Annotated in this window: 13 protein-coding genes; 10 read left to right on the top strand and 3 right to left on the bottom strand. The window is 67.3% G+C overall.

All coding sequences use genetic code 11. From position 1 onward, the window contains the following. The first annotated feature begins 104 nt into the window (after positions 1-104). Genes GR303_RS19230 through GR303_RS19245 form a run of 4 tightly spaced genes read left to right on the top strand, consistent with a single transcriptional unit; the run spans position 105 to position 2,542 of the window. Complete coding sequence (locus GR303_RS19230; RefSeq protein ID WP_161724935.1) at positions 105-614, top strand: DinB family protein; 510 nt, start codon at positions 105-107, stop codon at positions 612-614. Further along, complete coding sequence (locus GR303_RS19235) at positions 611-1,159, top strand: acyl-CoA thioesterase (RefSeq protein ID WP_161724938.1); 549 nt, start codon at positions 611-613, stop codon at positions 1,157-1,159. Before GR303_RS19230 ends, GR303_RS19235 begins: the two co-directional genes overlap by 4 nt. Positions 1,160-1,211: 52 nt before the next feature. After that, entirely contained in the window at positions 1,212-1,835 is a 624-nt protein-coding gene (locus GR303_RS19240) for a 2-hydroxychromene-2-carboxylate isomerase (RefSeq protein WP_161724941.1), read from the top strand. Positions 1,836-1,843: 8 nt separating this feature from the next. Further along, positions 1,844-2,542, top strand: a complete 699-nt coding sequence (locus GR303_RS19245; protein ID WP_161724943.1) for an aspartate/glutamate racemase family protein — start codon at positions 1,844-1,846, stop codon at positions 2,540-2,542. Between the two features lie 110 nt (positions 2,543-2,652). Here GR303_RS19245 and GR303_RS19250 read toward each other — a convergent pair whose 3' ends face one another. Together GR303_RS19250 and GR303_RS19255 are read right to left on the bottom strand one after the other, a co-directional pair. After that, the gene (locus GR303_RS19250) at positions 2,653-6,162 is read right to left on the bottom strand and encodes a PAS domain-containing hybrid sensor histidine kinase/response regulator (RefSeq protein WP_161724946.1); all 3,510 of its coding nucleotides are present in this window, start codon (positions 6,160-6,162) and stop codon (positions 2,653-2,655) included. Positions 6,163-6,232: 70 nt separating this feature from the next. Further along, positions 6,233-7,147 carry a LysR family transcriptional regulator gene (locus tag GR303_RS19255; protein WP_161724948.1) on the bottom strand — a complete coding sequence of 305 codons (915 nt, stop codon included), beginning with the start codon at positions 7,145-7,147 and terminating at the stop codon, positions 6,233-6,235. Positions 7,148-7,250: 103 nt separating this feature from the next. Between GR303_RS19255 and GR303_RS19260 the strand changes: the two genes are divergently transcribed. From GR303_RS19260 to GR303_RS19280, 5 genes are all read left to right on the top strand, one after another. Then, positions 7,251-7,685, top strand: a complete 435-nt coding sequence (locus GR303_RS19260; RefSeq protein ID WP_161724950.1) for a DoxX family protein — start codon at positions 7,251-7,253, stop codon at positions 7,683-7,685. Between the two features lie 11 nt (positions 7,686-7,696). After that, positions 7,697-8,224, top strand: coding sequence for a VOC family protein (locus GR303_RS19265; protein ID WP_161724953.1), 528 nt, complete (start codon positions 7,697-7,699; stop codon positions 8,222-8,224). Positions 8,225-8,281: 57 nt separating this feature from the next. Then, positions 8,282-8,716 (top strand): large conductance mechanosensitive channel protein MscL, encoded by a 435-nt coding sequence (gene mscL / locus GR303_RS19270; protein WP_161724956.1) that lies wholly within the window; start codon positions 8,282-8,284, stop codon positions 8,714-8,716. A 112-nt stretch (positions 8,717-8,828) separates the two neighbouring features. Further along, a complete protein-coding gene (locus tag GR303_RS19275) occupies positions 8,829-10,031 on the top strand; it encodes a pyridoxal phosphate-dependent aminotransferase (protein ID WP_161724957.1) in 1,203 nt (400 codons plus the stop codon). Between the two features lie 117 nt (positions 10,032-10,148). Continuing rightward, positions 10,149-11,198 (top strand): AbrB family transcriptional regulator, encoded by a 1,050-nt coding sequence (locus GR303_RS19280; RefSeq protein ID WP_161724959.1) that lies wholly within the window; start codon positions 10,149-10,151, stop codon positions 11,196-11,198. 3 nt (positions 11,199-11,201) lie between these two features. Here the strand turns inward: GR303_RS19280 and GR303_RS19285 are convergent, their stop codons facing one another. After that, positions 11,202-12,089, bottom strand: coding sequence for a MurR/RpiR family transcriptional regulator (locus GR303_RS19285; RefSeq protein WP_343038473.1), 888 nt, complete (start codon positions 12,087-12,089; stop codon positions 11,202-11,204). Between the two features lie 125 nt (positions 12,090-12,214). Here GR303_RS19285 and GR303_RS19290 point away from each other — a divergent pair, with 125 nt between their 5' ends. Then, positions 12,215-13,003: an N-formylglutamate amidohydrolase gene (locus tag GR303_RS19290; RefSeq protein WP_161724961.1), complete on the top strand. Its 789-nt coding sequence runs from the start codon at positions 12,215-12,217 to the stop codon at positions 13,001-13,003. Positions 13,004-13,029: the final 26 nt, after the last annotated feature.

The raw sequence follows: 13,029 nt of genomic DNA on the forward strand, positions 1-13,029 counted from the left end.
ATGGCGCCACATTCTTGGAGCGATCCCGGATCTTCGCTGCGCTTCGTCCGGGATGACGATATGGGGCCGCTTCCGGAGAATGGGTACGACACAAAGAGGCTTCCATGAAACCGCACTTCGCCATGATGGCGCGCTACAATGCCTGGTGCAACGAACGCCTCTACGATGCGGCGTCGCAATTGTCCGACGCGGATTACCGCGCGGATCGCGGGGCGTTCTTCAAGTCGGTGCACGGCACCCTCAACCACCTGCTCGTCGCCGATCGCATCTGGATGAGGCGCTTTACGGGAGAGGGCGAGGCGCCGAACCGGCTCGATGCCATTCTCTACGAGGAGTTCAACGCACTCCGTGCCGCGCGGCAGAAGGAGGACGCGCGGATCGTCGCCTATATCGACCGGCTCTCCGAAGCCGATCTGGCTGGGCGATTAAGCTATCGGACCATCACGAACCCCACCGATATCGAGCAGTCTCTGATTTCGGCTCTGGCACATTTCTTCAACCATCAGACCCATCACCGCGGGCAGGTGCACTGCCTGTTGACAGGCCTTGGCGTTGAAGCCCCCTCACTCGATCTCCTCCCGTTTCAGCGCCAGACCGGCACGGGTCTGTCATGAACCTCATCCTGCGCCTGCTGCACCTCATTATCGCCTCCTTCTTCCGCCCGAAGCTCGATCCGGTGCGGGACGTGTCGCGCCTGTCCTTCCGCGTCTGGCCGCACGATCTCGACACGTCCCTGCACATGAACAACGGGCGCTACTGGACGATCATGGATCTGGGGCGCACCGACATCATGATCCGCTCGGGCCTGTGGCGCCCGATCCTCAAGCACGGCTGGGTGCCGGTGGTGAATGCGGGGCAGATCCGGTTCCGGCGGGAGCTTCGCCCCTTCCGACCCTTCACCCTGGAGACGCGGATCGTCACCTGGTCCGACACCCATGTGGTGATGGAGCACCGCCTGGTTTCGCAGGGCCGGGACAAAAGCCCCATCCTCAACGCCATCGCCCTGGTGCGGGCGGGCCTCTACGACCGCAAGGAGCGGCGCTTCGTGCCGATGCTTCGCCTGCTGGCGGAGGTCGGCATCGAGGCGGAGGCGCCGGAGGCCGCGCCCGAGGTCGAGGCCTTCCTCATGGCAGAAGAGACGTTGAAGAGCGCCGCCTGATGGTCCAAGCTGGGGCATCGCCGCCCAAGGCCTGTCAACCCGAACTGGACCCATGCCCCGCATCGTCGATTATTACTTCTCCCTCGTGAGCCCCTGGGCCTATATCGGCCATGCCCCCTTCATGGATATCGTCCAGAGGCACGGGGTCGAGGTCAATTACAAGCCCGTCTTCCTGGGGCGCGTCTTCGCGGAAACCGGCGGCCTGCCGTTGGCCCAGCGCCACCCGGCGCGGCAGCGCTATCGGATCGTGGAGCTTCAGCGCTGGCGCGAGAAGCGGGGGCTCTCCTTCAACATCAGCCCGAAGCACTGGCCCTTCGACGTGAACCTCGCCGACCGCTTCGTGATTGCGATCAACGCCTCGGGCAAGAATCCCGATGCCTTCCTGCGCCGCGCCTTCGCGGCGGTCTGGGAGGAGGAGCGCAACCTGGGCGATCCTCTGGTGCTCGCGGAGCTGGCGGAGCAGGCCGGCCTCGACTCGTCGGCGCTGATGGACGTGGCCACCGGCAGCACCACCGAGGCCATCTATGCCCTCAACCTCGAGAACGCGGTGGCAGGGGACGTGTTCGGCTCCCCGGCCTATGTGCTCGATGGGGAGGTGTTCTGGGGGCAGGACCGCCTCGACCTGCTCGACGACGCGCTCAAGAGCGGCCGCGCGCCCTACACGCCGAACCCCTGAAGCCCATCATGAAAACCATCGGTCTCATCGGTGGGATGAGCTGGGAAAGCTCCGCCGAGTATTACCGCATCATCAATCAGGAGGCGAACCGGCGGCTCGGCGGGGTGCATTCGGCACAGTGCCTGATGTGGTCCGTCGACTTCGAGGAGATCAAGCGCCTGCAGCACGAAGGCGATTGGGAGAGCCTCGGCGAGGCGATGAAGGATGCTGCGCGCCGCGTGGAGCGCGGTGGGGCGGGCTTCATCGTGCTGTGCACCAACACCATGCATCGCGTGGCGGATGCGGTCTCCTCCGCTGTGGGCATCCCGCTGCTCCACATCGCCGATCCCACGGCCGAGAGGATCAAGGCTGCCGGCTTCCGGCGCATCGGGCTGCTCGGCACGGCCTTCACCATGGAGCAGGATTTCTACAAGGGGCGCCTGCAGCAGCGCCACGGCCTCGACGTGATCGTTCCCGACGAGGACGACCGGCGCATCGTGCACGAGATCATCTACAGGGAACTGGTGCTCGGCCAGGTCCGGCCGGAGTCTCGACAGGCCTATCGCGAGATCATCGCGCGTCTCGTCGAACGCGGCGCTGAAGCCGTCATCCTCGGCTGCACCGAGATCATGCTTCTCGTGACGGACGAGGACAGCCCGGTGCCGCTGTTCGACACCACGACGATCCATGCGATTGCTGCGGTGGACCGGGCTTTGAAACCGGATTGATGCTCGCGTCCTGGCCGGGTCTGCCCCGGCCATCCCGATCCTGTGAGGCTCGGCGTTTCATGCAATCGGGATCACCGGCACAAGGCCGGTGATGACGTAGGAGACCATCTTCACTCCGCCGCCACCTTCGTGGCGCGCCATTGCGTCAGCAGGGCGCGCAGGGCTGCCGGCTTGAGCGGCTTGTTCAGCACGTGGATGTTCATCGCCGCCGCGGCGTCGCGCACGGTCGGCGTGCGGTCCGCCGTGACGAGCAGGGCAGGCGTGTCGACCTGCGTTCTCCAGCGCAGCGCCTTGATGAGCTCGAGGCCGTCGGTGTTGTCGAGATGGTAATCGGCGATGATGACCTCCGGCAGCGACCGGTTTTTGCGCAGGGCATCGTGGGCCGTTTCCAGATCGGATGCGGTCCAGACCTCGCAGCCCCAGCCCGAGAGCAGAAGGCGCATGCCTTCCAGGATGGCAGGCTCGTTGTCGATCACGAGAACCTTCAGGCCGGACAGGCCGGTGGAGGGAGCCTTCGGCGGCTCGGGCGCGGCGGTGGTGGCGGGCAGGGCGGCCACCACCGGCACCTCGACGCGGAACACGGATCCGCGCCCCACCTCCGAGTTCAGGGTGATCGGATGCTTGAGCACGCGGCCGATGCGTTCCACGATGGAGAGGCCGAGGCCCAGGCCCCGCGCGACCTTCATGCCCTGGTCCAGGCGCTGGAACTCGCGGAAGACGATGCGCTGCTTGGAGGCGGGAATGCCGAGGCCCGTATCCCACACCTCGAGCACCACATGCCCGCCGCGCCGGCGTCCGCCCACGAGCACGCGGCCTGACGGCGTGTACTTGATCGCGTTGGAGATCAGGTTCTGCAGCAGGCGCCGCATGAGGCGCCGGTCGGAGCGCACCGTGAGGGTGCAGGGAACGAAGGTGAGCGCGAGGCCCTTGTTGCGCGCCACCGGCTCGAACTCGCGCTGAAGCTGGCGGAAGAGCTCGTCGATGCGGAAGCTCGACCATTGCGGCTTCATGGCGCCCGTGTCGAGGCGCGAGATGTCGAGGATCGCCGTGAGGATCTCCTCGACCGCGTCGAGGGATGCGTCGATGTTCTCGGCGAGCGACGCATCGCCCGCCTCGCGATCCCGTTCCAGGAGGGAGGTCGCATAAAGGCGCGCCGCGTTGAGCGGCTGCAGGATGTCGTGCGATGCGGCGGCGAGGAAGCGCGTCTTGGAAATGTTGGCCTCGTCGGCCTCCGCCTTGGCGCTCCGCAGGGCTTCGTTGAGGCGCGTCAGCTCCTCGGTGCGCTCGCGCACGCGCTGCTCCAGGGTCTCGTTCGCGCGCCGGCTCGCCTCCTCCGCCAGCACGGCCTCGGTCACATCCGTGTAGGTGGTCACATGGCCGCCGTCGGGCAGAAGGTTGGAGCGGATCTCGATCACCTTGCCGGAGGGAAAGAGCTTGAGGCGCACCGGCTCCACGTCATGCCGGAAGGAGTGAAGGCGCGCTGCGACGAGATCCTCGATCTTGCCCGGCCCGTAGGAGCCGCGCGAGGCGTTGTAGCGCACGATCTGCTCCATGCCGATGCCCACCTGAACGAAGTTGGGCGGCATGTCGTAGAGGTCGAGGAATGCCTGGTTCCAGGCGAGCAGGCGCAGGTCGCTGTCGATGACGGTGATGCCCTGCTTGGCGTAGTTGAGCGCATGCTGGAGAAGATCGCGGCTGTGCTGGATGGCGGCCGAGGCATCGTCGAGGAGCTTGAGCGCCGCCTCGGTGGACACGGTGCGGCGGCGCAGCAGGATCGACAGGGCCAGGCGCGAGGAAGCCGTTCCGATGGCCGATGCCAGGAGGTGCTCGGCATAGCGCAGGAGATGGATGTCCGCCTCCGCCTTCAGCTCGATGTTCTGTCCGCGGCTGTGGGCGAAGCCCTCGAAGGACCGCGCCGTCCGTTCCTCGCCGAGATAGCGCGCGACGGTGGCGCGCAGCTCGCCGACGCTCACGCTGGCGCGGAACAGGCGGAAGCTCGGAGCTGCGGAGGCCGCGCCGTCGGCGACGAAGATATTGGCCTGGATCTGCTCCATCGCGGTCACCGGCCGCCACAGGGAGAAGGCCACGTAGCACAGGATGTTCAGGGTCAGGCTCCAGACCACGCCGTGGGTGAGCTGGGGCAGATCGACCCCGAACAGGGCAGTGGGCTTGAGCGCCGTGATGCCGAAGGGCCCGGTGACCACCACGTCGGACCAGAACACGCCGTCCCAGACGAGGCTCGGCAGCAGCAGGGTGTAGGCCCAGGTGATGAAGCCGACGATCAGGCCGACGCTGGCGCCGAGCGCCGTGCCCCGCGACCAGATGAGCCCGCCGAGGAAGGCCGGTGCGACCTGCGCGATGGCGGCGAAGGACAGAAGCCCGATCGCCGCGAGCGCCGCGTCGCCGGAGGCGCGGTAATAGGCATAGCCCAGCAGGATGACGAGAACGATGGAGACCCGCCGCACGCCGATGACGAAGCTGCCGGGATCGATGCCTGCGAAGGCGCGCCGCCGCAGGACGATGGGCATCACGAGGTGGTTCGAGATCATCACCGCCACGGCCACCGAATCCACGATCACCATGGCGGTCGCCGCCGAGAAGCCGCCGAGGAAGGCGATCACCGCGAGGGTGCCCGCCCCATCCATCAGGGGGAGCGCCAGCACGGTCATGTCCCGGTCGACATTGCCTTCAGGGAACGCGGCAAGGCCGGCGAGGGCGATGGGAATGACGAAGAGGTTGATGAGGAGAAGGTAGACCGGGAACAGCCAGGCGGCCCGCTTCAGGTCCGCGATGTCGTGGTTCTCCACCACGGTCACGTGGAACTGGCGCGGCAGGAGCAGGGTGGCGCAGGTGGAGAGGAGGATGAGCGTGATGTAGCTGCCGAAGCCGGAGGTCAGCTCGGTCAGGTTCGAGCCGATACCCTGAGCATTCAGACGTTCCAGGATGCCGTCATAGCCGTCGAACATGAAGAAGGTGATGTAGCCGCCCACCATCAGGAAGGCGACGAGCTTCACCAGGGACTCGATGGAGATGGCGAGCAGGAGGCCGTTCTGGTGCGCGGTGGCATCCGTGTGCCGGGTGCCGAAGGCGACGGCGAAGCCCGCCAGCACGAGGGCGACCACGAGGGCGAGATCGCCGAGGAAGGGAAGCTGGGTGAGCGAGGCCCCATTCGCCGAGGCGAGGAACACGTCGAGGGAGGAGGCCACCGCCTTCAGCTGCAGGGCGATGTAGGGAACGGAGCCCACCAGGGCGATCAGGCTCACCAGGGCGGCCACCCGCTCGCTCTTGCCGTAGCGGGCGGCCACGAAGTCGGCGATGGAGGAGATGTTCTGGGTCTTCGCCACGCGCACCACCCGCGCCACGAGCGGGTAGCCGAAGCCGATCACCAGAATGGGGCCGATATAGATCGCGAGGAAATCGAAGCCGGAGCGGCTGGCGAGGCCGACCGAGCCGAAGAAGGTCCAGGACGTGCAGTAGACGGCAAGCGCCAGGGCCGCGATGGTGGAGCGGGCCGGCCCCTGGACGAAGCGCCGCCCCCAATTGTCGCCCCAATAGGCGACGGTGAACAGGAAGCAGAGATAGACCAGCGCCGACAGCACGACGGCCCAGGTGGCGACCATAGGCTTGAACCCTCAAGAACTCCGGTTCTAGCTTTAGCCGGTTCACGGTGCGATGGCCACCGGCCGCCGGTCACAGGCCCCGGTCCCAATCCGGCTCCGGCGCGAAGCGGCGGGCCAGGAACTCGACGAAGGCGCGCACCTTCGCCGGCGCCTGCCGGCCCGAGGGCAGGACGGCGTGAATCCCGGGCTCGTAGGTGGGGTAGCTGCCGAGAACACGCACGAGGCTGCCGTCACGCAGACTGTCGCCGACGATGAAGGTCGGCTGATAGATCAGCCCCTGGCCGGCAACGGCCGCAGCCAGCAGGGCGTCGCCGTTGTTCGCGCGCAGATTGCCCTGCACGGGCACCACGGTCTCGCCCTCCAGCCCGAAGGTCCAGCGGTTGGCCCCGATGGCGCTCGGGAGGGTGTAGCCCAGGCAGTTGTGGCCGGCGAGGTCCTCCAGGCTCCGGGGCGTGCCATGCTCCTTCAGATAGGACGGCGCGGCGCAGACGACGGTGCGGCAGGGGGCAAGCCGCCGGGCGACGAGGCTCGAATCCTTGAGCCGCCCGATCCGGATCGCCAGATCCCACCCCTCCTCGATCAGGTCCACGTAGCGGTCGGCAAGACCCAGGTCGAAGGAGACGGCCGGGTGGAGCCGGTTGAATTCGGGGATCGCCGGGGCGATGTGCCGGAAGCCGAAGGTGAGGGGCACATTGAGCCGCAGGACGCCCCGGGGTTCGATGCGCTCCAGGCTGGCCTCCGCCTCCGCCTCCTCGATCTCGGCGAGGATCCGCTCGCAGGCTGCGAGATAGCTCCGGCCGCCTTCCGTTAGGGTCAGCCTGCGGGTGGAGCGGTGCAGCAGCTTCACCCCGAGCCGCTCCTCGAGAGCCGCCACGTGCTTCGTCACCATGGTCTGGGACAGGTCGAGCTCCCGCGCCGCCGCCGAGAAGCTGCCGAGCGCCGCGACGCGAACAAAGACCTGCATGCCGGTGACACGGTCGAGCATGGCGCGATCTCACCCTGCTGGTGTGAACTGATATTCCCGCGGAGTTATTATCACACGCCGAGTTTGAGGTCATATGGAGACCATCCATTCAGGAGACTCTCTTATGATCGATACCCGCACCGCTCCCTATGCCGCCCTGATCCTGCGCGTCGCGCTTGGAATCCTGTTCCTGGCCCATGCCGGCCTCAAGCTCTTCGTGTTCACGCCGGCAGGCACCGTGGGGTTCTTCGGCAGCCTCGGCCTGCCGCCGGCTCTCGCCTACCTGACCATCGCGGCGGAGACGGTCGGCGGCATCGCTCTCATCCTTGGCGTTCTGACGCGCTGGGCCTCGATCGCCCTGATCCCGATCCTGCTCGGCGCCATCGTCTTCGTGCACGGCTCGGCGGGCTTCTTCTTCTCCAACCCGAAGGGCGGGTGGGAATTCCTCGCCTTCTGGATCGTCGCCCTTGCGGCGCAGGCCCTGCTCGGCAACGGTGCCCTGGCCCTGCAGTCCGGATCGGCGAAGTCTGCTGCTGCGTTGTCCACGCGCTCGGCTTGAAAGGCGCGGCCATGTCGAAATCCATCCCCCACGACGCCACCGGTCAGCCGGTGGCCAAGCCCATCGATCCCGGTGTCAGGATCGGTCATGTCCATCTGAAGGTCGCCGATCTCGAGCGAGCGCTCGCCTTCTATTGCGGGGTGCTCGGCTTCGAGCTGATGCAGCGCTACGGCACCCAGGCCGCTTTCGTGTCGGCCGGGGGCTACCACCACCATATCGGCCTGAACACCTGGGAGAGTAAAGGAGGCTCTCCGCCGCCTCCCGGCTCCACGGGGCTCTACCACGTGGCGATCCTCTACCCCACGCGGGCGGCCCTCGCCGATGCGCTCTACCGCCTGATCCAGGCCGGCATCCCCCTCCAGGGGGCGAGCGACCACGGGGTGAGCGAGGCTCTCTACCTGAGCGATCCCGACGGGAACGGGATCGAGCTGTATGTCGACCGCCCGCAGGATCAGTGGCCGCGGACGCCGGACGGGGAACTCCAGATGGTCACGCGCCGCCTCGACCTCCAGGACCTTCTCGCCGGCCGCACGGCTTGACGAAATTCTCATGTCGGGCAGCCTAAGCTTGGGGGTTCAAGCGACAGGAGACCCGTCATGTGGAACGAGTTCAAGCAGTTTGCGCTTCGCGGCAACGTGGTCGATCTCGCCATCGGAATCATCATCGGCGCCGCTTTCGGCAAGATCGTGGATTCGCTGGTGGGCGACATCTTCATGCCCATCATCGGGGCCGTCACCGGCGGCCTCGATTTCTCGAACTACTTCACCCCGCTTTCCGGAACCGTGAGTGCGGCTGCATTGGAAGAGGCCAAGAAGCAGGGGGCGGTGCTTGCATGGGGCAACTTCGTCACGGTGGCCATCAACTTCCTCATCATCGCCTGGATCCTGTTCTTGCTGGTCAAGGCCATGAACCGCCTGCGCCGCAGCGAGGACGCGAAGACCGGCACGGCCGACAAGCCGGCTGAGATCCCGGCCGACGTGAAGCTGCTGACGGAGATCCGCGACCTGATGAAGACGGGCCGGACGCTCTGACCTATCACGGGTTTCGATCGAACCCTTCGTCTTTTGTCATGAGACGCATTGGACCCTTGCCTTGAGCCGGCGAACGGGCCATCCCTGTTCGCCTGTCCCCGAGGAACCTCCCATGAATGCGTCCGCCGCGATCCCGTCCGTTCTCAACCTGCGCCCCGAAGCGGAGCAGGCGCCGACCAGCGGCATCGTCGACGTGTTCAGCTACGGCCGGTCGAAGCCCGGCATCATTCCGCTCTGGGTAGGGGAGGGCGACCTGCCGACGCCGTCCTTCATCTGCGAGGCGGCCGCCCAATCGCTCGCGAAGGGCGAAACCTTCTACACCTATCAGCGCGGCATCCCGGAGCTGCGCCAGGCCATCGCCCGCTACCATGAGGGGGTCTACCGCAGGGCCTTCGATCCCGAGCGTTTCTTCGTGACCTCCGGCGGCATGCCGGCGATGCAGCTTGCCTTCCGCATGCTCGCCGGCAACGGCGACGAGGTTCTGATCCCGACTCCCGCCTGGCCGAACTTCGCGGGCGCCATCACCATTGCCGGGGCGCGTCCTGTTCCCGTGCCCATGGCGATCGATGAAGGGGGCTGGCATCTCGACTTCGAGGGCCTTGAGAAAGCGATCACCCCGCGCACCCGCGTGCTCGTCGTCAACTCGCCCTCGAATCCCACGGGCTGGGTGGCAAGCCGTGAGGACCTGCGCGCCGCCCTCGCTCTGGCGCGGCGGCACGGGCTCTGGATCGTGGCGGACGAGATCTATCATCGCTTCATCCATGATCCGGCCCTCACCGTTGATGGCCGCTCGCCTTCCTTCCGGGACGTGATGGAAGCCGACGACAGGATCATCTTCGTCCAGACCTTCTCCAAGAACTGGGCCATGACCGGCTGGCGCCTGGGCTGGCTCGAGGCTCCGCCGGCCCTGGGGCAGATCATCGAGAACCTGGTGCAGTACCAGACCTCCGGAACGCCGGTCTTCGTGCAGCGTGCGGGCGTCGCCGCCATCGAGCAGGGCGAGAGCTTCCTGGCCGATCAGATCGCCCGCGCACGCCAGGGCCGTGAGATCGTCGGGCGGCTGAGCGAAACCGGCCTCGTCGAGCTGCCGCCCCCGAGCGGCGCCTTCTATGCTTTCCTGAAGATCAAGGGTGCAAGAAATTCCAAGGACATCGCCTTCCGCCTGATCGACGAGGCCAATGTGGGTCTCGCGCCGGGCTCCGCCTTCGGCGAGGCGGGCGAGGGCTATCTGCGCCTCTGCTACCTGCGCAAGCCCGACGACGTGGACGAAGCGGTCCGCCGCATCGGCGAGGCGTTGCCGCGGCTGGTGGCCTAAGATTCGCACACTGCCCTTGAGCCCAAGCCTGTCCATCGACAGGCGCTGGTCGCATGGCCTGTGCGCGTCATCGGCATTTGACGGGAGAGGCAAGGGCGTCCATTGACCGGAGCCGTGATGCGTCCCGTCCTCGCCCATCTCGTTCAGATCCTGATCGCCGCACTGGGGGGCCTTGTCTTCCACTGGCTCGGCGTTCCGGCGGCATGGCTGTCGGGTGCGGCCATCGCGGCCGCCCTCTGGGGCCTCACCGGCTGGGCCGTGCCCATGCCGCGGGCGCTGGCCGATGCCGCGATGCTGATCTCCGGTGCGGCCATGGGGGCTGCGGTGACGCCGGAAGCCATCGCCGCCATGGGCCGGTATCCGGGAAGCCTCGTCCTGCTGGTGATCGGCGTACTCGCGATCTCCGCGGCGTCCACGGCCTGGCTCGTGCGCTTCGCCGGCTGGCGCCGGGACGATGCGGTGCTGGCCTCCGTGCCGGGGGCGCTCTCCACCGTTCTGGCGGTGGCGGCGGACCGCAAGGCGGAGGTCGCCTCCATCGCCATCGTGCAGAACTTCCGCCTCTTCGTGCTGATCGCCCTGCTGCCGAGCCTCGTCGTGCTCACCGGCGACGGGGGCAACACGGGCGCGCTGATCGGCGAAGGCCTGCCGGTCGAGAGCCCGGGCGGCATGGCCTTCATCCTTCTGGGCGGCCTCGCTCTCGGAGCCGTGTTCAAGGCGATGAGGGTGGCAGCGCCCGTCCTGCTCGGCGCCACGGTGATGAGCTCCGTCAGCCACGCGACGGAATGGGCGACAGGCGTGATTCCGCCGGTCATCGCGACCGGCGGCCTTCTGCTGATCGGCCTCTTCATCGCCGAGCGGTTCCGCAACGTCCAGCGTTCGACCTTGAAGCGGGCGCTCCTCGCTGCCATGGGTTCCTTCACGGTCGGGATGGTGGTGGCGGCTCTCTTCGCCGCCGGTGCGGCGTGGATTGCCGGCGTCAGCTTCGCCAACGGCCTCGTGGCTTTTGCCCCCGGGGGGCTCGAGGCCATGACCGTGCTCGCCCTCATCCTCGGGCTCGACCCGCTCTATGTGGGCATCCACCACCTCGTGCGCTTTCTCGGCATCGGCCTCGTGCTGCCCTTCCTGATCGGCTGGCTGCAGCGGGACAGGACCGCGGCTGCGGAGTAGGGGTTACGACGTCCCGCCCCTCAACCGCTCCACCGCCTCCATGCGCGGCTTGGCGGTGTCCCACAGGCGCTTGGTGACGGCCGCGACGAGGGCTTCGGTCAGGAGCAGGAGGCCTGCCGAGGAATCCCAATTCGACGGGGCCGCGATATGCGCCGGCAGGACGTGACGTGCCACGCGGGCGATCGGCGAGAGCCACGGATCGGTGAGGAGAACGACCGTCGCGCCCTGCCTCGCAGCCGTCTCGCACAGCGCCGTCACATCCTCCTGGTAGCGGCGGATGTCGAAGGCGACGATCACGTCCTTCTTGCCGATCTCGATCATCCGGTCGCGCCAGAGGGCCGGCTGACCCTCGATGAAATCCACCTGGCTGCGCACGATGCGGAAATGGCTTTCCGCGTAGCGCGCCAGCGCCCCCGTGAAGCGCCCGCCGGTGAAATGGATGTGCCGGCGGGGATCGGAGAGGACCGCCACCACCGCCTCGAACTCGGCCGGCGCAATATTCTCCACGGTGGCCCGCAAATTCCCGATCACCGCTTCGGCGAAGGAGGCGAGCGCCGGGGCGCCCTGGCCCTTGTCGGAGGGACTGGCCTTGGCGAGCGGGGAGAGCAGCTGGGCCTCGAGCTCCTCGCGCAGGTGTTTCTGGAAATCCGGAAAGCCGCCGAACCCCAGCCGGGTGACGAAGCGCAGCACGGAGGGAGCGGAGATGCCGGCCCGGGAGGCGAACTCCGCCACCGTGCCGAGCCCGGCGAAGGGGTAGTGACTCAGGAGGAGGTGCGCGGCGCGCTTCTCGCTGGGCGTGAAGGCGTCCATCTCGAGCCGGATGCGCTCGGCGAGGCTCGGTGGGTCGGCCCGTGGAAGGCGGCGGTCGTCGCGCATGCCGGATTGATTCACAGCCCCTCCTTGACGCTTCCCGAAAGCTGTATCAGAAATTTCAGAATGTGAAAAACCGATAAGAAACGTATCAAGCGTTCAAACGGGGACAATCCCTGCTTTCGGGCAGGGTGACGGGGAACCGCATGACGCAGGCGAGCCGGGTGACAGCCGATCAATCCTCTGCCGCAACGGCAGGGCGGCCTGTCGCCATGATCGAGAACCCGCAGGGCCGCTCGCCGATCCTGCTCATCTGCGAGCACGCCTCCAACCACCTGCCCACCCGCTACGGCACTCTGGGCCTCGGGCCCGACGCCCTCGAAAGCCATATCGCCTGGGACCCCGGCGCGCTCGGCGTGGCGCAGGAACTCTCGCGGCTCCTTGATGCGCCGCTGATCCATGCCACGGTCTCGCGCCTCGTGCTCGACCTCAACCGGGAGCCGACGGCGCCGGATTCGATCTGGACCCTGAGCGAGCGCACCACCATCCCCGGCAACCTCGACCTCGACGAGGCGGAACGGGCCCGCCGCGTGCGCGAGGTCTACGATGCGTTCCACGGCGCGGTCGATGCCTTCGCGAATGCGCGCCAGGCAGCGGGGCAGCTCGGCGCCGTCGTTTCCATCCATTCCTTCACGCCCGTCTACCGGGACGTGAAGCGGCCCTGGCATGTCGGCCTGATCTACAACCGCGACGAGCGCTATGCCCGCCATGTCGAGGCGGGCCTGAGGCAGGATCCGGCGCTCGTCGTCGGCATGAACGAACCCTATTCGCCCGCGGACCGGGTGTTTCACACCCTGGAGCGCCACGCCGAGAGGCGCGGGCGTCCACCGCTGATGATCGAAATCCGCAACGACCTGATCCGCACACAAGACGGACAGGCGTCGTGGGCTCACCGTCTGGCGCCGCTTTTGAGGGAGGGGGCGCGGACGCTCTAGCGCATCGTGCAGATCTCCGGGTCCGC

The organism is Microvirga arsenatis (assembly GCF_009910705.1).
Lineage (GTDB): Bacteria > Pseudomonadota > Alphaproteobacteria > Rhizobiales > Beijerinckiaceae > Microvirga > Microvirga arsenatis.

Excerpts from the sequence above, each read along its gene's own strand:
- GR303_RS19265 (WP_161724953.1), top strand. The coding sequence starts at position 7,697 with ATGTCGAAATCCATCCCCCACGACGCCACCGGTCAGCCGGTGGCCAAG.
- GR303_RS19235 (WP_161724938.1), top strand. The coding sequence starts at position 611 with ATGAACCTCATCCTGCGCCTGCTGCACCTCATTATCGCCTCCTTCTTC.
- GR303_RS19260 (WP_161724950.1), top strand. The coding sequence starts at position 7,251 with ATGATCGATACCCGCACCGCTCCCTATGCCGCCCTGATCCTGCGCGTC.
- GR303_RS19240 (WP_161724941.1), top strand. The coding sequence starts at position 1,212 with ATGCCCCGCATCGTCGATTATTACTTCTCCCTCGTGAGCCCCTGGGCC.
- GR303_RS19290 (WP_161724961.1), top strand. The coding sequence starts at position 12,215 with ATGACGCAGGCGAGCCGGGTGACAGCCGATCAATCCTCTGCCGCAACG.
- GR303_RS19230 (WP_161724935.1), top strand. The coding sequence starts at position 105 with ATGAAACCGCACTTCGCCATGATGGCGCGCTACAATGCCTGGTGCAAC.
- mscL (WP_161724956.1), top strand. The coding sequence starts at position 8,282 with ATGTGGAACGAGTTCAAGCAGTTTGCGCTTCGCGGCAACGTGGTCGAT.
- GR303_RS19245 (WP_161724943.1), top strand. The coding sequence starts at position 1,844 with ATGAAAACCATCGGTCTCATCGGTGGGATGAGCTGGGAAAGCTCCGCC.
- GR303_RS19250 (WP_161724946.1), bottom strand. The coding sequence starts at position 6,162 with ATGGTCGCCACCTGGGCCGTCGTGCTGTCGGCGCTGGTCTATCTCTGC.
- GR303_RS19255 (WP_161724948.1), bottom strand. The coding sequence starts at position 7,147 with ATGCTCGACCGTGTCACCGGCATGCAGGTCTTTGTTCGCGTCGCGGCG.
- GR303_RS19280 (WP_161724959.1), top strand. The coding sequence starts at position 10,149 with ATGCGTCCCGTCCTCGCCCATCTCGTTCAGATCCTGATCGCCGCACTG.
- GR303_RS19275 (WP_161724957.1), top strand. The coding sequence starts at position 8,829 with ATGAATGCGTCCGCCGCGATCCCGTCCGTTCTCAACCTGCGCCCCGAA.